Raw genomic sequence first — 18,359 nt, forward strand, 5'->3', positions numbered from 1 at the left:
CGGCCGGAGTGGCGACAATTCCCTGCGGGGAATGGCCCGGGACCCTCCGCCACCGTTACAACAAGGCCGTGGACTTCCCCCGTGCGCTGCGCGAACGCCGTACCCGCCTGCATCTCAGCCAGCTCGACCTGGCGCTGCGTGCGGGCACCACCCAGCGGTACCTCAGCTTCATCGAATCCGGCAGGTCCGTCCCCGGCCGGAACATGGTCGTGCGCCTGGCCGAGTCGCTGGAGCTGCCGCTGCGGGAGCGCAACGAGCTGCTGTTGGCCGCGGGGTACGCGCCTGTCTACCCCGAGAGCGCACTCGACGACCCGGTACTGGCTCCCGTGCGCACGGCGATCGAGCACATCCTCCGCGGGCATCTGCCGTATCCGGCGCTGGTGGTGGACCGCGGCGGTGACCTGATCGCCGCGAACACCGCATTCGACCTGATCACCGAGGGGGCGGCGCCCGAGCTGGTCGGCCCGGGCACGAATGTCTACCGTCTCGCGCTGCATCCCGACGGCCTGGCTCCACGTATCCGCAATCTCGCCGAGTGGGCCCGCCACATCCTGGCCCGCCTCGGCCACCTGGAGGAGTTGCGCGCCGAGCTCACCGGGTACGTTCCTCAGCTTGATCCGTCCGCCGCGCAGCTCGGTTTCGCGGTTCCGCTCCGCCTGCGGTCCTCGTACGGTGAGCTGCGCCTGATGACGACCGTGACGACCTTCGCCACGGCCGTCGACGTCACGCTTGCCGAGCTGAAGCTGGAGGCGTTCCTGCCGGCCGACACGGCGACAGCCGAGGCACTCTCGGCGGCCGCCGGGCCGATGGGCGCCTCTGCTGTTGCGGACCAGGCCCCCGGGAACGTGCGATCGAACTGCTGAAACGGGTGCCGGCTCAGGACGGGTTTCCTGCCGGGCGGCGTCGTCCGTCTCCATGCGCGGAGGCGACGACGGCGGAAACGAGGCCTGTCACGACCAGGCTCCCCATCATGACCAGGATCACGCCGACCATGAAGAGGCCGCTGGCATCGTCCGACCAGTCGTCATAGGCGGCAACGGTCAGGCCCGCCGTGGTGCCGAGCACGGCGCCGGCGATGTAACGGCGGGATGCCGCCCAGTACACCGGGACGAGCAGGGTCACCACCAGCCCGATCACCTGCCACGCCTCGTACGGTCCGGTCGTCGAACCATCAGGATGTACGTCACGGTGCTGGTCCCAGCCCAGCCAGGCAGCCCACAACGCCGATGACACCGCGGCCAGCACGGGGATCAGCAGCAACTGGAGAACGGGCTTCGGTAGTTTTTGGCGCATGTCACGAGGGTTTCGGCTCGTCCCGTCACCGACCAGGGCGCAAGTACTCAGCTCTGCCCGAGTACATGAGCCTGTGGGGCCCGTGGGGGTCATGGTCGGGTCCTCTACAGTCCCGTCCCCCGGGCGCCCGTCCCCGGCGTGATCAGTCCCGTCTCGTAGGCCACGACCACCGCTTGGGCGCGGTCGCGCAGGTGGAGCTTGGCGAGGATCCGGGCCACGTGGGTTTTCACCGTGGACTCGCTCAAGTGGAAGTGTGCGGCGAGTTCGGCGTTGCTCAGGCCGCCGGCGAGTGAGCGGAGGACCTCGAGTTCGCGGGGCGTGAGTCCCGAGAGGTCCCGGTGCAGGGCCGCGGTCTGGGGGGCGTTGGCCACGAAGCGTTCGACGAGGCGCCGGGTGATGGCCGGAGCGAGCAGGGCGTCGCCGGTGCGGGCGAGGCGGACGGCGGCGACCAGGTGTTCGGGGGTGACGTCCTTGAGGAGGAAGCCGCTCGCCCCCGCGGTGAGGGCGGCGTAGACGTAGCGGTCGAGGTCGAAGGTGGTCAGGATGAGGATCCGGGGCGGATCCGGCACTGCTTCGGAGAGGATGCGCCGCGTCGCTTCCAGGCCGTCGGTACCGGGCATGCGGATGTCCATCAGGACCAGGTCGGGGCGGGTGCGGTGGACCGCGGCGACCGCCTCGTCCCCGTCGGAGGCCTCGGCGACGACGTCGATCCCGTCCGCCGCCAGGATCAGGCGGAAGCCCGTACGGACCAGCGCCTGATCGTCGGCGATCACCACCCGCGGCGGCTCACTCACGCAGGCTCCTCGGCCGGTATGACGGCACGGACGCGGAAGCCGCCGGTGGGGCGTTCGCCCACGTGGAGGGTGCCGCCGTGGACGGCGAGGCGTTCCCGCAGACCGATCAGGCCGCGGCCGCCGCCGGGACCGGCCGGTGCCCCGGTGGTGCCGCCGGTGTCGGACACCTCGATGCGCACGGCGCCGGGGACGTGCTCGACGGCGATCCGTACCCGGGCGCCGCGGGCGTGTTTGACGGTGTTGGTCAGCGCCTCCTGCACCACGCGGTACGCGGCCAGGTCGGCGCCCGCGGGAAGGGGCACCGGGGTGCCGGTGACGGTCAGTTCGACGGCAACGCCGGTCGCGCGCACGCGGTCGGTGAGGGCCGGTATCTGGCCGAGGCCGGGTTGGGGCGCCAGGTCGGCCTCGTCGGCGCTGTCACCGGCCATGGTCAGCAGGCCCATGACGTGGCGCAGTTCCGTCATCGCGGTGCGCCCGCCGGCCTCCACGGCCAGCAGTGCCTCGCGGGCCCGGTCCGGCGCGATGTCCATCACCTTGCGGGCCGCACCTGCCTGGATCACCATCACGCTCACATTGTGCGTGACCACGTCGTGCAGTTCACGTGCGATCCGGGAGCGTTCGCGGTCGACCGCCAGCCGGGTGGCGGCCTCGTGCTCTTCCTGCAGGGCGCGCAGGCGTTGCTTCCAGATGTGGATCGCGTTGGCCGCGAGCCCTGCCCCGACCAGCGCGAGGAACGGCACCAGACCGGGGGTGAACGACGGGAAGTTCTCCTCGTGGAACAGGGCGAGCAGGCCGGCGCCGGCCACCAGACTGGTGAGCGCGCGCGCCCGGTACGGGCTGTACACGGCGGCGCTGTAGGCGGCGACCGCGCAGGAGAGGAACGTGTACAGGGTCGGATCCCCGCCGCCCAGGTGCTGGTTGAAAAGCAGGCTCGCGCAGGTCACGGCCCAGAACGCGGCCAGCGGATACCGCCGGCGCACCACCAGAGGCAGCGCGGTCAGCACCGCCAGGACCAACAGCCAGGGCTGGGCGGCTTCGAGGTGCTGCGCCACACCCACCGGCGGGAACGGAGCTTCCGGCACGGGCGGTGGCGTCGGCAGCGATGGTGGCGCCAGTGGTGGCGTCGGCAGCGATGGTGGCACCGGCGGTGGCGTCGGCATCAGAAGCGGCGGAACCGGCGCGTCGCCGCTGCCCTGTCGCACGACCGTACCCACCGTGCAGGCGGCGAGGACTACGGCGAGGATCGCGTCGGCGGCCCACATCCAGCGGGACGGACGGGGCAGGGGGTTCAGGCGCCGCAGCGCCTCGACACCTGCCCTCCACCGCTCCACGATCTCTGCTCGAACAGGCCCGCCCATGCGCTCAGTGTGGCAAGCCCCGGCCCCGGCCACATCACTCCCGCTGCCGACGGGTTCTACATCCCCCGCCTACATCGCAGGGATGACACGACCGGCGGGTCATCCGGTGACGGCAGTTCGTCTCGGCTTCGCAGGCGACGCGCCGGGCGGGGACCGGCGCCTACCTTCGGGCCGAACCGTCAACGACCGCCCTGTGGAGGCACCGTGACAGCGACCGCGCCCGTCATCGACATCCGCGATGTGACCAGGACGTACGGGCAGGGACCGCCGGCTCTCGCCGAGGTGACTCTGAGCGTGCGCGCCGGGGAGGCACTCGCCGTGCTGGGGCCGTCCGGCAGCGGCAAGTCGACGCTGCTCAATCTGATCGCCGGGCTCGACCGTCCGAACGCGGGCAGCGTCACGGTCGCCGGACTGCGGGTGGACGGGCTGAGCGAGGCCGGGTCGGCCCGGTACCGGCGGGCGACGATCGGCATGGTCTTCCAGTTCTTCAACCTGCTGGACGACCTGACGGTCACCGACAACGTGCTGCTGCCCGCCCAGTTGGCGGGCGTGCACCGGGCCGAGGCCCGCAGGCGCGCCGCCGGTCTGCTGGAGTACCTCCGCATCGACCGGCACGCCGCCGCCTACCCCGGCAGGCTGTCCGGCGGGGAGCGTCAGCGGGTGGCGGTCGCCCGGGCCCTGATGAACCGTCCGGCGCTGCTGCTGGCCGACGAGCCCACGGGCGCGCTGGACTCCGCCTCCGGCGAGGACGTACGGGAGCTGCTGACCGAACTCAACGCGGAAGGGCAGACGATCATCCTGGTCACCCACGATCTGGGCCTCGCCGAGTCCTGCGCGACCCGGACCGTCGAGCTGGTCGACGGCCGGATCGTGCGGGACACGACGCACGCGACTGCGGTGGCCCGATGAGCGCCCTCGCCCGGAGGAAGGGCGCCCTCGGCCGGGTCGTACGCGCCGGAGTGGGGCGGCGACGCGTCCAGACCGCGGTGATGATCCTGACCACCCTCATGTCCGTCACCGCGGCGGTGCTCGCCGCCGGACTGCTCGTCGCGTCCCGGGCGCCCTTCGACCACGCCTTCGCCGAGCAGGACGGCGCCCATCTGACCGCCCAGTTCGACGGGGCGAAGGTGACGGCCTCACAGCTCGCGGCAACGGCCCGCGCGTCCGACGTGACGGCCGCGGCCGGGCCCTTCCCGGTCCTTTCGGTACGCCCGCGCACGGCGTCGGACTCGGGCCCGCTGCCGGCCGGTGTCGATCTGCCGCCGCTGACCGTCGTCGGCCGGGCGGATGCCGCGGGCGGCGTCGACAGGGTCAGTCTCGTCACCGGCTCCTGGGCCACCCGCCCCGGTCAGATCGTGGTGGCCTACGACGAGGTGCCCGTGGAGCCGGGCGGGCGGCTGACGCTGCCGACCGCACCGGGCAGCCCCACGCTGACCGTGGTCGGTGTCGCCCGGTCGGTGACCGGCACCGCCGATGCCTGGGTGACTCCCGAGCAGGCCGAGGCGCTGACCACGCCGGGCAGCCCGACCGCGTACGAGATGCTCTACCGCTTCCGCCACGCGGGTACGGACGCCCAGGTGGCCGCCGACCGCGCCGCGATCACCGGGGCGGTGCCGAAGGGCGCGATGAGCGGGTCGCACTCCTATCTGGCCGTCAGGCAACAGGAGACCGCCAACGCGATGGCGTTCGTGCCCTTCCTGGCCGCTTTCGGTGTGCTCGGACTGCTTCTGTCGGTGCTGGTCATCGCCATCGTGGTCAGCGGCGCGGTCGGCGCCGCGACCCGGCGCATCGGCATCCTGAAGTCCCTGGGCTTCACCCCGGCGCAGGTCGTACGGGCCTATGTCGGCCAGGCGCTGATCCCGGCGGCGGTCGGCTGCGCCCTGGGGCTGGGCCTGGGCAACCTGCTGGCCGTTCCGGTGCTCGGTGAGGTCGGCACGGCCTTCGGCGGACCGTCGGCGTCGATTCCCGTGTGGATCGACGTCGTGGTCCCCGCGGCGGCCCTCGCCCTGGTCGCCGGCGCCGCTCTGGTGCCCGCGCTGCGCGCCGGCCGGCTGCGCACCGTGCAGGCGATCAGTGTGGGGCGGACGCCCGGCGCGGGGCGGGGGCACCTGGCCCGTCGGCTGACGGGACGGCTGCCGTTGCCGCGCGCGGTCAGCCTCGGGCTGGCGAACCCCTTCGCCCGCCCGGCGCGTTCGGCGACGACGGCCGCCGCGGTCGCCTTCGGTGCCGCCACCGTCACGTTCGGGGTCGGGCTCGCCCTGACGCTCGGGGCCGTCCAGTCGGGCCGCATGCTCGACTCGGCCGGTTCGGTGGTGGTGGAAACGGGCGGCGGGGGGCCGCCCGGTGCCCAGGCGGTCCACGCGGGCGGTGAGCCCGACCGGCCGAGGGCCGACCCGGCGGAGATCGCCGCCGCGCTCGGTGCGCAGCGGGGGACCAGCCGCTTCTACGGCACGGCCCAGGCCGAAGTCGGCGCGTCGGGGATCGCCGGCGCCACCACGGTGGTGGCGTACCAGGGCGACGCGTCGTGGGCCGCCCCGCGGATGGTCTCGGGGAGCTGGCTCGACGGGCCGGGCCAGGCGGTGGTCACCACCCGGTTCCTGAAGGCCGCCGGAATCCGGGTCGGGGACACGGTGACTCTGCGGGAGCGGGGGCGGCAGACCTCGGTGCGGATCGTCGGCGAGGCGTTCTTCACCCAGGGCGAGGGCATGGAACTCCTCACCGGGACCTCGACCCTCGCCGCACTGGGACTCGACGCGAAGCCGGGCCAGTACAACGTGGAGACGAGACCGGGCACGGATCCGGCGCACTACCTGACCGCGCTCAACGCCGCGTTGGACCCGGTCGGCGCCGTCGCCCTGGCCAACACCGCCAACACGTCGGATGTGATCGTGACGATGAACGCGCTGATCGGGATGCTCACCCTGATGCTCGTCGTGGTCGCGGGCCTGGGCGTGCTCAACACGGTCGTCCTCGACACCCGCGACCGTGTCCACGACCTCGGTGTCCTGAAGGCGCTGGGCATGGGCCCCCGTCAGACCGTGACCATGGTCGTCACCTCGGTCGCCGGAATCGGCCTGCTCGCCGGCGCGGCGGCGGTCCCGGCCGGGGTCGCCCTGCACCGGTACGTCACGCCGCTCATGGGCAACGCCGTCGGCATGACCCTGCCCGCCTCGGACATCGCCGTCTATCACGCACCCCAGCTGGCCGTGCTCGCCCTCGGCGGGCTGCTCATCGCGGTGACGGGCGCGCTGCTGCCGGCCGGCTGGGCAGCCAGGAAGGACACGGCCACGGCGCTGCGCAGCGAGTGAGCGGTGCCCCGGCGCCGTCCATCGGCGAAGGGCGGCGCGGGCCGTGACCACTCGCGTCACATCAGCGCCGCCCGGATGCCGTCCCGCCGAGCGCTGGGGCGGGGAGCGACGTCCGCGTCGGGCCTATTGTCCGGCGGTACGTGTGGTGAGGTCCTCGTCCGTGATGGGGCGGACCACCCGGCAAGGGGTTCCGACCGCGACGCTCATCGGGGGGATGCTCCGGCTGACGACGCTGCCGGCGCCGATGACCGACCCGTATCCGATGCGAACGCCGGGCAGGACCACGGCGTTGCTGCCGATCCACACCTTGTCCTCGATCACGATCGGTTCCGAGAACCGTCCGAAGTCTTCGCGTCGGGAGGGATGCACCGGGTGCCCCGTGGTCGTCAGGGTCACGCTGGGAGCGATCATGACACCGTTGCCTATGCGGATGTCCATGTCGTCGACGAACGTGAGGTTCACGTTCCCGAAGAAGTCGTCGCCGATGTGGACATTGCTGCCGAACCCGGCGTGGAACGGGGGCAGCAGCACCGTGCGTTCACCGACCGAGCCGAAGATCGCGACCAGCAGCGACCGGCGTTTGCCGGCTTCGCCCGGTGGTGTGTGGTTGTACTCGAAGATCTGGTCGGTGCGGCGCCGAGGGGCCTGGAACGCCGCTTCCGACTCGGTGTAGACCAGCCCCTTGGCGATCCGGGCCAGGACTTCTTCCTCCTGCTCACGCGTCACGGCGGAACGTTCCCTTCGTCCGATCCTCGGGCACGGGCCCGGCGCGCCCCCGCTCGACCGCGCGCACCCAGAGGGTACGTGCACTGCCCTTACCGGTCGGGCGAGTTGGGTTCCGGCAGCCAATCGCGGGTCGGGTCGTACTCCAGCCAGCGGTTGCGGTCGGCCTCCGTGATGAAGGCGTTCAGCAGGTCGGGCAGCCGAGGGTGCGCCTCGTGGTCCCGACGCAGCAGGGACCAGGCGTAGAGCGGGGTGGGGTCCATCAGCGGGATCGACCGGATCCCGGGGACCTGGGGAAGCGGTACGTCGGCCGGGATCAGTGTGACGCGGCGTGGATCCGTGAGGATGTCGGTGAGGAAGTGGTCGAGGCCCAGGTTGGGGCCCTCGGCGTGGGCGCGGATGCCGAAGTGCTCGGCGAAGCGGTGCAGGAAGTCGAGCCGGTCCAGGGCACCGGGGGTCCACAGCACGCTGTCCCGCAGCTGTTCGGGCCGCAGGGCGGGCTCGGCGGCCAGCGGATGGTCCGTGCCGAGGATGACGTCCACCGGCTCGAGGCGCACCAGACGGTGCGTCAGTCCGGCGGGCAGGGGCGGATGGACCCGCCCGAAGCCCGCGTCGATGTCACCGTGCAGCAACGCGGCAGCCACCGACCGCACATCGCGACCGTGTCCGAACTCCAGGGACGGTTCACCGATGCGCGCCGCCACCTGGGCCAGTGTCCGGGTCGGGGCGTACAGATGGCCCCATACGTCGACCCGCAGCGGCCGGCGCTCGTCCCGCACCGCCGCCAGGGCCTGGTCCGCGGCGGCCAGTGTCCGGCGGGCCGGTTCCAGGAACCGGCGCCCGGTCTCGGTGAGCAGCACGCCTTGGCCGGTGCGCCGGAACAGCTCGGTGCCGAGCTGGGACTCCAGCCGAGCGATCCGTTTGGACAGGGCCTGTTGGGAGATCGAGAGGGTCTCGGCCGCCCGCCCGAAGTGCAGCTCCCGCGCGGCGAGCACAAAGGCGCGGACATGCGCCAGGTCGAGATCCACGCCCCTCACCATAGGTGACAACCGGTGGTTGTCGGTTTCGCCGTTTTCTTGTTGGCTCGGTCGGGGCCACCACCTGTGTCATGAACCGCATGCAGAGACTGATCCCCACAGGGAATCCGGCGCGTCCGGTCGCGTTCACGGAGGCTGCCCAGCCGGTTCCGGCGCCGGACGAGGCATTGATCAGGGTCGAGGCGTTCGCGCCGAACCGGGGCGAGACGTTCCTCCTGGAACGGCCGAGGCCGGGGCTGCTTCCCGGCAAGGACGTCGCCGGCCTGGTGGTGCAGGCCGCGGCCGACGGCTCCGGACCACACGTCGGCACCCGAGTGGTGGGACACCCGCCGCAGGGCGGCTGGGCCGAGTACGCGGCGGTGCCCACCCACTCGCTCGCGGCCCTCCCCGACGGCATGGGCGCCGTCCAGGCCGCGGCCCTGCCGTTGGCCGGCATCACCGCACTTCGGCTGCTTCGTGCGGCCGGCAGCGTGACGGGCAGGCGGGTCCTGCTGACCGGCGCCTCGGGCGGTGTCGGCCACTACGTCACCGAGCTGGCCGCGGCCGCCGGAGCGGAGGTCACCGTGGTGACCGCCACGCCGTCACGCGGCGAGCGGCTGAGTGAGCTGGGTGCGGCGGCTGTCGTGCACGAGGTGGCCGAAGCGCGGGGCCCGTTCGACGTGGTGCTGGAATCCACCGGTGGCGCCCAGCTGCCCATCGCCCTCTCCAAGTCGGCGCCGGGCGGCACGCTGATCTGGTTCGGCCAGGCCGGCCGTACTCCGGTGACGCTCGACTTCTTCGACCTCCTCGCCGGTCCCGAAGGGGCCACGATCCACCACTTCCACTACGCCGGCGCGCCCTACGGACCCGACCTGACCACCCTGGTGCGCCTGGTGGACGAAGGGCGGCTGCATCCGGAGATCGGCCGCGTCGCCGACTGGGCGCGGACCGCCGACACCCTGGTGGATCTGCGGGAGCGCCGGATACGCGGCAAGGCCGTCCTCACGACGGGGACCCATGTGGCGCAGGGGGCAGAAGGGGCACAAGGGCCACAGACGGCCCAGGTGGCGGTGAGCACACCGGAAACGGCGGGCACCGCACGATGACCGCAGCCGAATTCGCCGCCGCCCAGCTGACCCGCGCCACGGGAGCCGGCCTCGACCCTCACGAGTACGAGCGCGTCACCAGTGAACTCACGACCGTGGACGGCTGGGGCGAGGCGTTCGTCCGCACCGCCCGGCAGTACGTCACCCGGGCCGAGCAGGCTGCCTCCCCCCTGTCCGCGGGCGAGCACTATCAAGTGGCGGCACGCTGGTTCCACATCGCCACGCTCGCACCTCACCAGGACCAGGCCCTGGCCGCGGCCGAGGCGGACCGTGCCATGGGCAGCGCGCTGGCCCTCCTGGAACCCGGCGCCCGCAGGATCGACGGGCCGGCCTTCACCGGCTGGCTGCGCGGCCCGGCCGACGCGCCGGCCACGGTGGTCGTCGTCCCCGGCCTGGACTCCGGGAAGGAGGAGTTCCACGCCGTCACCTCGGCCCTGCTGCGCCGAGGCCTGGCCGTGTTCGCGATGGACGGCCCCGGCCAGGGCGCACTCGCGGCCACCACCACCGCGCGACCCGACTACCACCAGGTGACGGGCCAGGTCATCGACGCGCTCGGTGTCGACCGGGTCGGGCTCATCGGGCTGAGCCTGGGCGGCTACTACGTCGCGGAGAGCGCCGCCCACGAACCGCGCGTGGCTGCCGCCGTCACCGTCAGCGGTCCCTTCCGTCTCGACTGGGACGCCGCCCCGCCCGTCGTGCGCGACATCCTCACCGACCGCGCCGGAGGAGCCGAGCCGGCCCGCGACTTCGTACGCCACATCGACCTGTCCGCCGCGGCACCGCGGATCACCTGCCCCCTCCTGGTGGTGGACGGCGGCCGCGATGTCATCCCCGGTGTGACCAACGGAGAGCAGCTGGCCCTCCTGGCGCCGCGCGGCGCGTACCTGTTCGTCCCGCACGGCGATCACCTCCTCGGCAACGCCCGGCCCGACTGGCTGCCCACCGCCGCCGACTGGCTGTGCGGAGCGCTCACCTGAACCGGCGACTCCGTCAGCGACGGCCGCCTCGTGACCGCGATCCCACCCCGGTCACCCGCTCCGCCGGTCCTCCGCCGTCCACGGCCGCAGCTTGTCGGGGTCGAGTACCGCCCAGACGACAGGGCGGCGCGTGAAGAAGGCGTGGAAGAGGTGGCCGTTCCGTGACCGTTGATCAATGCTGAGCGCCGACGGGACCCGCGGGGCTGGGGCCAACGCACCGCCCACACGGCCGATGAGTTCTCGCGCCGCCCGCAGTCATAGAGGACGTTGAACCCGTTGAGCACCGGACACCGAGAACGAGGACCCTGCCATGCGCACTCTGATCAGCACCGCCTTCATCTCCCTCGACGGCGTCGTGGACTCGCCCGGCGGTGAGGCCGGCTACCGGAACGCGGGGTGGACCTTCAAGGACGTCGAGTTCCTCCCGGAGGCGTTCGAGATCAAGGGCCGGGAGCAGCAGGAAGCCACCGCGATGCTGCTGGGCCGGGTCAGCTACCAGGCGTTCAGCCCGGTGTGGCCGGACATGGAGGACTTCGCCGACTACAAGGCGATGCCGAAGTACGTCGTCTCCACCACCCTCACCGAGGACGACCTGGTGTCGAACTGGGGCGAGACCACGATCCTGCGGTCGCTCGACGAGGTCGCCGCGCTGAAGGAGACCGAGGGCGGCCCGATCATCGTCCACGGCAGCGCCGCCCTGAACCACGGCCTGTCGGACGCCGGCCTGATCGACCGTTACCACCTGCTCGTCTTCCCGCTCCTGCTCGGCGCCGGCAAGCGCCTGTTCAGCGACACGGACAAGGACACCCAGAAGCTGAAGCTGGTCGAGCACGAGGCCTACGCCAACGGCCTCCAGAAGCAGGTCTTCGACGTCGTCCGCTGACGTCCGCCACTACCGGAAGACAAGCGCAACATTCGCCATCTCACCGAGGACGCGGTGCCCTCCGCGGGGGACCGTGCGGCGCACGCCGGGCGCCGCGTCCTCCGAGGTGGAACGCCGGATGATCGATTCGACGAATGTTTCGGATCCGGCACCGAAACTATTGACAGTTGACACGAGCACACCAACACTGCACCACCATGAATCCCACACACCGCTTACGGCGGTTCCTCGGTCGGGTCTGTGCGGTCGTGCTCGTCGTCGGGGCGACGGTGGCCCTGCCCGGCACGGCGCACGCCGACACGGTCGTCACCACGAACCAGACCGGCACCAACAACGGCTACTACTACTCGTTCTGGACGGACGCGCCGGGGACGGTCTCGATGACCCTGGCGTCCGGCGGGAAGTACAGCACCTCCTGGCGCAACACCGGGAACTTCGTCGCCGGCAAGGGCTGGAACAACGGCGGGCGCAGGAGCGTGACCTACTCGGGCACCTTCAACCCGTCCGGCAACGCCTACCTCGCGCTCTACGGGTGGACGTCGAACCCGCTCGTCGAGTACTACGTCGTCGACAACTGGGGCACCTACCGCCCGACAGGAACGTACAAGGGCACGGTCACCAGCGACGGCGGCACGTACGACATCTACAAGACGACGCGATACAACGCCCCGTCCGTCGAGGGGCAGCGCACCTTCGACCAGTACTGGAGCGTGCGGCAGCAGAAGCGGACGGGCGGGACCATCACCACCGGCAACCACTTCGACGCCTGGGCTCGCGCGGGCATGCCCCTCGGCAACTTCAAGTACTACATGATCATGGCGACCGAGGGGTACCGAAGCAGCGGCAACTCCACCATCACGGTGCAACCATGACCTTGCGCCGCTCACTGTTCGCCCGGCTGGCCGTCCTCGTGACGGCCGCCGCGGGCACCCTCACCGTGAACACCGCCGCCCCGGCCCAGGCCGCCGCCTGCTCCGGGTACGTCGGGCTCACCTTCGACGACGGCCCCTCCGGCAACACGCCCGCCCTGCTCAACGCGCTGCGGCAGAACGGGCTGCGGGCCACCATGTTCAACCAGGGCCAGTACGCCGCCGCGAACCCCTCCCAGGTCCGGGCCCAGGTGAGCGCCGGCATGTGGGTCGGCAACCACAGCTACACCCATCCGCACCTCACCCGGCTCGGCCAGTCGCAGATCGACTCGGAGCTCTCGCGGACCCAGCAGGCCGTGGCGAACGCGGGCGGCGGCACCCCGAAACTGTTCCGGCCGCCGTACGGCGAGACCAACTCGACCGTGAAGTCGGTCGCGGCCCGGTACGGCCTGACCCAGATCATCTGGGACGTCGACTCGCAGGACTGGAACGGCGCGAGCACCGACGCGATCGTGCAGGCCGCCGCCCGGCTGACCAACGGTCAGGTCATCCTGATGCACGACTGGTCCGCCAACACGCTCGCGGCGATCCCGCGCGTCGCGCGGGGGTTGGCGGGCCGCGGCCTGTGTGCGGGCATGATCTCGCCGCAGACCGGCCGCGCGGTGGCCCCGGGCTGAGTCCGCCACACATGGGATCCAGTCGGGTTCCCTTCAGTTCGGTTCAACCATTCATCTTGTTTCCGAGAATTGGTGGCTCCTATCATCAGCACGTCGGAGATCCAGCACCTGCGCCGGACAGGAGTCCCGCATGCGCACCATCCGCCGTGTCCTGATGCCCCTGCTCGTCGCGACGGGTCTGGTCCTCGGCGTGCTGGCGGCCGGGCCGCCCGCCGTGGCAGCGGGGAGCGCCCGGCCCTGGACGATTCCCGCCCTGAAGCAGTGGACGTCGTCCTCGTCGGGCGCGTTCGCCGCCGACGCCTCGACCCGCGTGGTGAGCGCCGAGCCCGCCCTCGCCGCCACCGCCCACACCTTCGCCACCGACCTCGGCGCCCTGCTCGGCCGCGACATCGATGTCGTCCGGGGCCCCGCCCGGCCGCACGACGTCGTCCTGCGCACCGATCCGTCCGTGCGACCGATGGCCGAGGGTTACCGCCTGGACGTCGCCACCACCACCGTGATCAGCGGCGCCACCGGCACCGGGGTGTTCTGGGGCACCCGCTCCGTGCTCCAGATGCTCGCGCAGGGCCGTACGCTCCCGGCCGGCACCGGCAAGGACTGGCCGGACTACCCGTACCGGGGCATCTCCCTCTGCAACTGCGCGAAGTTCTTCTCGGTGCCCTGGCTGGTCCGGCTCATCAAGGACATGTCGTACCTCAAGTACAACCAGCTGCACCTGGAGATGCGGATCGCCAGTACGGCGCACCCGGAGAACAACTCCCTTACCGACCCGGTGTACTCGCCCGCGCAGGTGCGTCAGATCGTCAGCGCCGGGCAGCGCTACCACGTACAGGTCGTCCAACAGGTCGGTACACCCGGCCACATGGACTACTACCTCGCCGCCCACCCGGAGCTGCGGGCCGTCGACGCCTCCGGGGCCGCCAACCCGTCGAACCTCGACATGGCCGACCCGGCGGCGCTGCCCTACGTCAGGTCCCTCCTCGACGAGCAGATGCCGCAGTTCCCGGGCGGCGTCTGGTACGGCGGCGGTGACGAGTACCTGAGCTCCGCGGCCGGTTACGAGCAGTACCCGTCGCTGGTCAAGTGGGCCCACCAGCAGGCCGGTTCGGACGCTCCGGCCGCCGACTCCTGGGTGCTGTGGCAGAACCGGATCCACGACTACGTCGCGAGCCAGGGCCGCACCCTGCACGTCTGGAACGACCAGCTGTACGAAGGCATGCCCACCAAGCTCGACCCGGGTGTCGTCGTCGACTACTGGATCCACCAGGACGGCCGGACCACGCCCGCCGAGATCGCCGCCAACGGCAACGACCTCGTCAACGTCTCCGACTCCCTGTACTACGCCAGCGGCGGGCCGCCCGACGCCCAGTGGATCTACGAGACGTTCACGCCCTCCCTGTTCAGCGGCGGCCTCACCCTGCCCGCCGACGACCCCCATCTGCTGGGTTCCGCCATGGGCGTGTGGCCGGCCGCCTACGGGGACACCCAACACTCCGTCGAGCAGGGCCTGTTCGGGCCGCTGCGTGCCCTCGCCCAGAAGAACTGGGGTGGCACCCCGCTCGTGTCGTCGTACGCGGACTTCCAGCCCGTCGAGCAGGCGATCGGCCACGCCCCCGGCTACGACACCGCGGGCACCCTCCCCGGGGACCGCGTGTACACCCTGCGGGCGGGCAACGGCTCCTACGCCGTCGCCACCGGGTCCGGGAACCGTACGGGCTCGCTCGTCACCGCGGCCGGCGCGGGTACGGCCGGGGGCTGGCTGCTGAAGGAGGACGCCGACGGCGTGTACACCCTGCGCGCGCAGGCGGACGGACGTTGCGCCGAGGTGTCCGGCCAGTCGTACGCGCAGAACGTCCGCATCGTCACGGCGGACTGCGTCGCCGACTCGGACGCCCAGAAGTGGCTCGCCGAACCGACTTCCGGCGGGCTGGTCCTGCGCTCCGCCCTCAGCGGGCGCGTGCTCACCGCGCCCTCCGGCGGGGCGGGAACGGCGCTCGTCCAGCGGTACGACACCGGCGCCGCGGGCCAGCGGTGGACGGTGGCGCCGGCTGCCTCCCAGCTGACGGGTGCTCTGGCCGTCGGCGCCCCGGTCGTCCCCGCCGGCGGACAGACCGGTGTCACCGTGTCGCTCACCAACCACGGCAGCCGCCCCGTCGCCCTGCCGGACGTCTCGCTCCACACCCCCGACGGCTGGACGGCCGAGCCCCAGGGCACGCCGCCGGCCCGGCTGGACGCGGGCGCCACCGCCACCCTGAAGTGGACCGCGACGGCCCCGCGGGACGCCGCCACCGGCTTCGCCCCACTGCGCGCGGTGTCCGCCACGGAGGGCGCCACCGGCTCGGTGATGACCACGGCCGCCGGTCTGAAGGGAGCCACCGCGTTCGACGCCGACTTCGTCTCCGGCACGGTCACCCCGATCGACCTGGCCACCGGCACCGCGCAGGACGCCGTCACCGTCGGCAAACTGCCCGGCACGATCGTGGCCGACCCCTCGGGTACGACCCTGTACGTCGCCAACCAGGGCTCGGCGTCGGTCAGCGTCATCGACACCGCCACCCGCAAGGTCACCGCCACCGTGCCGGTGGGCACCACCCCGGCGGGGCTGGCGCTGTCGCCGGACGGCAAGACCCTGTGGGTCTCGGCCTACAGCGACAACGCCGTGCAGCCGGTCGACCTGGCCACCCTGACGGCGGGCCCGGAGATCCCCGTCGGCGCCGGACCCGAGAACCTGGCCGTCGGCCCGGACGGCGGCACCCTGTGGGTCGCCTGCCGCACCGGCAACCAGGTCGTCCCCGTGGACACCGCCGCCCGTACGGCGGGCACCGCGGTGCCGGTGGCGAACAGCCCCTTCGGCATCGCCGTCAGCCAGGACGGCGGCACGGTGTACGTGGGCCAGCAGACGGCGAAGACGGTCCTGCCGATCGACACCGCCACGCACACCCCGGGCGCCCCGATCGGCGTCGGCGGATCCCCCTTCGGGCTGACCGTCAGCCCGGACGGCAGGACCCTCGCCGTGGGCGTGAACGACACCTACACCGCCGCCTTCGTCGACCTCGCGACCGGCAAGGTCCGCGGCAGCGTCCTGCTGGGCCAGCAGCCCACCCAGATCGCCTACACCCCGGACGGGACGGTGGCGTACGCGGCCGTGGGCGCCGACGGGACCGTGGTGCCGATCCTGACGGCGACCGGTGAGACGGGACCGCCCGTCCGGGTCGGCAGCTATCCGATCGGCGTGGTGGTGGTCCCGTAGAACCTCGCGGGTCTCACTTCTTCCCGGACGTCAGGTCACGGAGGGGATCGTTCGGGTCGGGCGGGATCGTGTCGTCCGGTACGGCTTCGGGGGCGTCCCGCACGGCCTGGAGTGTCAGGTAGGTGACGGCGCTGACCAGGTCACCGTCGCCCGGGCCCCCCAGGGTCGTGTTCCTCTCCTCCAGGGGCAGCGCGGTCTTCGGGTCGACGACGAGCCGGCTGCGGAGGTCCTCACCGTCGTACTCGATCGCCACCCCGGCCCGGCCGGCACTGTCGCGCACGGGGCCGACGAGACGGAGGTAGGGCAGCCCGGCCAGCACGTCGTAGAGCGCGGAGCGCAGTTCGGGGCTCACGGGGGACCTGAGCAGGGTGATGATGCCGTTGAAGACCGCCTCCTGCTCGGGTGTGTCCGGATTGCCGCTGTAGAGGTACGCCTTGAGGGCGCGGGGTTCGGTCGGCAGCTCGCGCAGGTCGTCCCAGTCGATCATCATGCCGGCGACCTGCCACCCCATCTGGGCGTCAGGCCCCTTCCCCGCCGGCGTCAGCGCGTACTGCCCGTTCCAGGCCCGGCTGATCATTCCCTCCCGGCACAGCCAGATCGTGCCCACGTCCGAGCCGTCCTTCCCGCCCCCCTTCCTCACGGGCACGGGCCTCCCCCAGGGCCGGGGCGAGTCGTCGGCGCCGGAGGTCATCTTCTGGCGCACCTTCCAGTAGGGGGCGTCGGTGGCCTTCGCGTCGGCGGCGGTGCCCGCGACCTCGTGCAGGAAGGACGCCGCGCCCGCGCTGGCCGCGGGGGGCGTGTCGCCGAACGGGACGGCCGGAACGGCCACCGCCCCGGCGACGACGGCCGCGACGGCGACGGAGAGGAGGACGCGGCTGCGGCGGGTACGGCCGAAGGGGCGCCAGGACAGGAGCCGGGTCCTGGGCGAGGCCCGGTCGGCGCCCACCCGCGCGCCGACCCCCACGCCGGCGCCGGGATCCACGCCCACACCCGCGCTCACGCCCGCACCGTCGGAAGCAGCGGCCAGCCGTACGGCGGCCAGCGCCGCGGCGACCACGGCGGTGTCGGGCGGGGCGACCTCACCGGCGGCGACCAGACGGTCCGCGCCGGGGAAGCCGAGAACCTCGTGCTCGCTCATGCGAAGTCTCCTGTCGAACGCAGTACGGGGGAGGGCGAGGGCCGTGCGGTGTCGAGCGCCTCGCGCAGACGGCCGCGCGCCCGGTGCAGTCGGGAGCGCGCGGTGCCGGGGGGTATGCCGAGCACGGCGGCGGCCTCGGTCGGGGTGAGCTGCTCCCAGGCGACGAGCAGCAACAGCTCCCGCTCCACGTGCGGGAGTTCGGCCAGGGTGCGGCGTACCAGCGGGGCGAGCGCGGCGGCGTCGAGCCGCTGATCCACCGCGTGCCACGGGTCGTTCTCGGCCGGTCCGCGCCCAGGCGGCTCGGGTTCCGTCCTGGATCGCTCCCGAGCGGTGCGCCGCCAGTGCGTGGCCAGCACGTTTCTGGCCACACCGAACAGCCAGGTGCGGACGGTGCCGCGGGCCTGGTCGAAGGTGCGGCGGCTCGCGTAGGCCTGGAGCCAGACCTCGGAGAGCAGATCGTCGGCGGCGGTGGGCGCCCGGCGCGTCAAATACCCGTGCAGCGCCACCGAGTGACGGGTGACCAGCGTCTCGAACGCCGCCGGGTCACGGGCCGAGCGGGCCAGCAGATCGCCCTCGTCCGGCACATCGCCGTCCGCCTCCGGCCGCCGTAACGGTTCCTGTGTCATGAGTCCCCTTCAGTCCCCATCCGTGACCGAACGAGACGGCCACACCCTCTACTTGGCGACCGGGAGCCCGGGCGTTCGCGACGGGTCGGGGCGAGGGTGTGAAACTGGCCGCCCACAGTCGCGGCGGCGTCACCGCGACCGCCGCGGCCGACGCGCGGCCACCAACCGCGTACATGCAAGGCGTCGGGCCAGGCCCTGGACACAGGCAGGTTTGTGTCGCAGCCGCCGGCCATGGACCGGGCCGCCGATGACGCTACGGCGCGCTCCCTTGCGTCCCAGTGCCATGGCACCTCTTCGGCAGGGGGAGGCCGGCGTATGTGCCCCCGTGTCGTTCCGGTTTC

The 18,359-nt window shown here is 72.3% G+C and carries 16 protein-coding genes; 9 read left to right on the top strand and 7 right to left on the bottom strand.

What is annotated here, in order from left to right:
- Positions 1-68 precede the first annotated feature (68 nt).
- A complete protein-coding gene (locus tag IG99_RS03845; RefSeq protein WP_037669788.1) occupies positions 69-863 on the top strand; it encodes a helix-turn-helix domain-containing protein in 795 nt (264 codons plus the stop codon).
- 13 nt (positions 864-876) lie between these two features.
- On the opposite strand, the gene IG99_RS03850 is transcribed toward IG99_RS03845, so the two are convergent.
- From IG99_RS03850 to IG99_RS03860, 3 genes are all read right to left on the bottom strand, one after another.
- Positions 877-1,293: a hypothetical protein gene (locus IG99_RS03850; RefSeq protein ID WP_037669789.1), complete on the bottom strand. Its 417-nt coding sequence runs from the start codon at positions 1,291-1,293 to the stop codon at positions 877-879.
- 104 nt (positions 1,294-1,397) lie between these two features.
- Positions 1,398-2,087: a response regulator gene (locus tag IG99_RS03855; RefSeq protein ID WP_037669791.1), complete on the bottom strand. Its 690-nt coding sequence runs from the start codon at positions 2,085-2,087 to the stop codon at positions 1,398-1,400.
- Complete coding sequence (locus IG99_RS03860; RefSeq protein ID WP_051864903.1) at positions 2,084-3,445, bottom strand: sensor histidine kinase; 1,362 nt, start codon at positions 3,443-3,445, stop codon at positions 2,084-2,086. The genes IG99_RS03855 and IG99_RS03860 overlap by 4 nt, the downstream gene beginning before the upstream one ends.
- A 204-nt stretch (positions 3,446-3,649) precedes the next feature.
- On the opposite strand from IG99_RS03860, the gene IG99_RS03865 reads away from it, so the two are divergent.
- Complete coding sequence (locus tag IG99_RS03865; RefSeq protein WP_037669794.1) at positions 3,650-4,354, top strand: ABC transporter ATP-binding protein; 705 nt, start codon at positions 3,650-3,652, stop codon at positions 4,352-4,354.
- Positions 4,351-6,753 carry an ABC transporter permease gene (locus IG99_RS03870; protein WP_037669796.1) on the top strand — a complete coding sequence of 801 codons (2,403 nt, stop codon included), beginning with the start codon at positions 4,351-4,353 and terminating at the stop codon, positions 6,751-6,753. The genes IG99_RS03865 and IG99_RS03870 overlap by 4 nt, the downstream gene beginning before the upstream one ends.
- Positions 6,754-6,876: 123 nt before the next feature.
- Here IG99_RS03870 and IG99_RS03875 read toward each other — a convergent pair whose 3' ends face one another.
- Positions 6,877-7,479, bottom strand: a complete 603-nt coding sequence (locus IG99_RS03875; RefSeq protein ID WP_037669798.1) for a sugar O-acetyltransferase — start codon at positions 7,477-7,479, stop codon at positions 6,877-6,879.
- 89 nt (positions 7,480-7,568) lie between these two features.
- A complete protein-coding gene (locus IG99_RS03880; RefSeq protein WP_037670201.1) occupies positions 7,569-8,504 on the bottom strand; it encodes a LysR family transcriptional regulator in 936 nt (311 codons plus the stop codon).
- Positions 8,505-8,593: 89 nt separating this feature from the next.
- Between IG99_RS03880 and IG99_RS03885 the strand changes: the two genes are divergently transcribed.
- The 6 genes from IG99_RS03885 to IG99_RS03910 all read left to right on the top strand — a co-directional run bounded on the left by IG99_RS03885 (position 8,594) and on the right by IG99_RS03910 (position 16,254).
- Positions 8,594-9,598, top strand: coding sequence for a zinc-binding dehydrogenase (locus IG99_RS03885; protein WP_234311747.1), 1,005 nt, complete (start codon positions 8,594-8,596; stop codon positions 9,596-9,598).
- Positions 9,595-10,575: an alpha/beta hydrolase family protein gene (locus IG99_RS03890; RefSeq protein WP_037669801.1), complete on the top strand. Its 981-nt coding sequence runs from the start codon at positions 9,595-9,597 to the stop codon at positions 10,573-10,575. The genes IG99_RS03885 and IG99_RS03890 overlap by 4 nt, the downstream gene beginning before the upstream one ends.
- Positions 10,576-10,885: 310 nt before the next feature.
- Positions 10,886-11,458 (top strand): dihydrofolate reductase family protein, encoded by a 573-nt coding sequence (locus IG99_RS03895; RefSeq protein ID WP_037669804.1) that lies wholly within the window; start codon positions 10,886-10,888, stop codon positions 11,456-11,458.
- Positions 11,459-11,655: 197 nt separating this feature from the next.
- The gene (locus IG99_RS03900; RefSeq protein WP_037669807.1) at positions 11,656-12,330 is read left to right on the top strand and encodes a glycoside hydrolase family 11 protein; all 675 of its coding nucleotides are present in this window, start codon (positions 11,656-11,658) and stop codon (positions 12,328-12,330) included.
- Positions 12,327-13,004: a polysaccharide deacetylase family protein gene (locus IG99_RS03905; protein WP_037669810.1), complete on the top strand. Its 678-nt coding sequence runs from the start codon at positions 12,327-12,329 to the stop codon at positions 13,002-13,004. The genes IG99_RS03900 and IG99_RS03905 overlap by 4 nt, the downstream gene beginning before the upstream one ends.
- Positions 13,005-13,134: 130 nt before the next feature.
- The gene (locus tag IG99_RS03910) at positions 13,135-16,254 is read left to right on the top strand and encodes a family 20 glycosylhydrolase (RefSeq protein WP_037669811.1); all 3,120 of its coding nucleotides are present in this window, start codon (positions 13,135-13,137) and stop codon (positions 16,252-16,254) included.
- Positions 16,255-16,267: 13 nt separating this feature from the next.
- On the opposite strand, the gene IG99_RS03915 is transcribed toward IG99_RS03910, so the two are convergent.
- Both IG99_RS03915 and IG99_RS03920 read right to left on the bottom strand, forming a co-directional pair.
- Complete coding sequence (locus tag IG99_RS03915) at positions 16,268-17,392, bottom strand: CU044_5270 family protein (RefSeq protein WP_037669813.1); 1,125 nt, start codon at positions 17,390-17,392, stop codon at positions 16,268-16,270.
- Positions 17,389-18,018 carry an RNA polymerase sigma factor gene (locus IG99_RS03920; RefSeq protein ID WP_051864905.1) on the bottom strand — a complete coding sequence of 210 codons (630 nt, stop codon included), beginning with the start codon at positions 18,016-18,018 and terminating at the stop codon, positions 17,389-17,391. The genes IG99_RS03915 and IG99_RS03920 overlap by 4 nt, the downstream gene beginning before the upstream one ends.
- Positions 18,019-18,359: the final 341 nt, after the last annotated feature.

The organism is Streptomyces griseus subsp. griseus (assembly GCF_000720255.1).
Lineage (GTDB): Bacteria > Actinomycetota > Actinomycetes > Streptomycetales > Streptomycetaceae > Streptomyces > Streptomyces griseus_I.

Bases quoted from the DNA above. Each gene is read 5' to 3' on its own strand.
- IG99_RS03850 (WP_037669789.1), bottom strand. From the start codon at position 1,293: ATGCGCCAAAAACTACCGAAGCCCGTTCTCCAGTTGCTGCTGATCCCC.
- IG99_RS03860 (WP_051864903.1), bottom strand. From the start codon at position 3,445: ATGGGCGGGCCTGTTCGAGCAGAGATCGTGGAGCGGTGGAGGGCAGGT.
- IG99_RS03870 (WP_037669796.1), top strand. From the start codon at position 4,351: ATGAGCGCCCTCGCCCGGAGGAAGGGCGCCCTCGGCCGGGTCGTACGC.
- IG99_RS03885 (WP_234311747.1), top strand. From the start codon at position 8,594: ATGCAGAGACTGATCCCCACAGGGAATCCGGCGCGTCCGGTCGCGTTC.
- IG99_RS03890 (WP_037669801.1), top strand. From the start codon at position 9,595: ATGACCGCAGCCGAATTCGCCGCCGCCCAGCTGACCCGCGCCACGGGA.
- IG99_RS03895 (WP_037669804.1), top strand. From the start codon at position 10,886: ATGCGCACTCTGATCAGCACCGCCTTCATCTCCCTCGACGGCGTCGTG.
- IG99_RS03900 (WP_037669807.1), top strand. From the start codon at position 11,656: ATGAATCCCACACACCGCTTACGGCGGTTCCTCGGTCGGGTCTGTGCG.
- IG99_RS03905 (WP_037669810.1), top strand. From the start codon at position 12,327: ATGACCTTGCGCCGCTCACTGTTCGCCCGGCTGGCCGTCCTCGTGACG.
- IG99_RS03910 (WP_037669811.1), top strand. From the start codon at position 13,135: ATGCGCACCATCCGCCGTGTCCTGATGCCCCTGCTCGTCGCGACGGGT.
- IG99_RS03915 (WP_037669813.1), bottom strand. From the start codon at position 17,392: ATGAGCGAGCACGAGGTTCTCGGCTTCCCCGGCGCGGACCGTCTGGTC.
- IG99_RS03920 (WP_051864905.1), bottom strand. From the start codon at position 18,018: ATGACACAGGAACCGTTACGGCGGCCGGAGGCGGACGGCGATGTGCCG.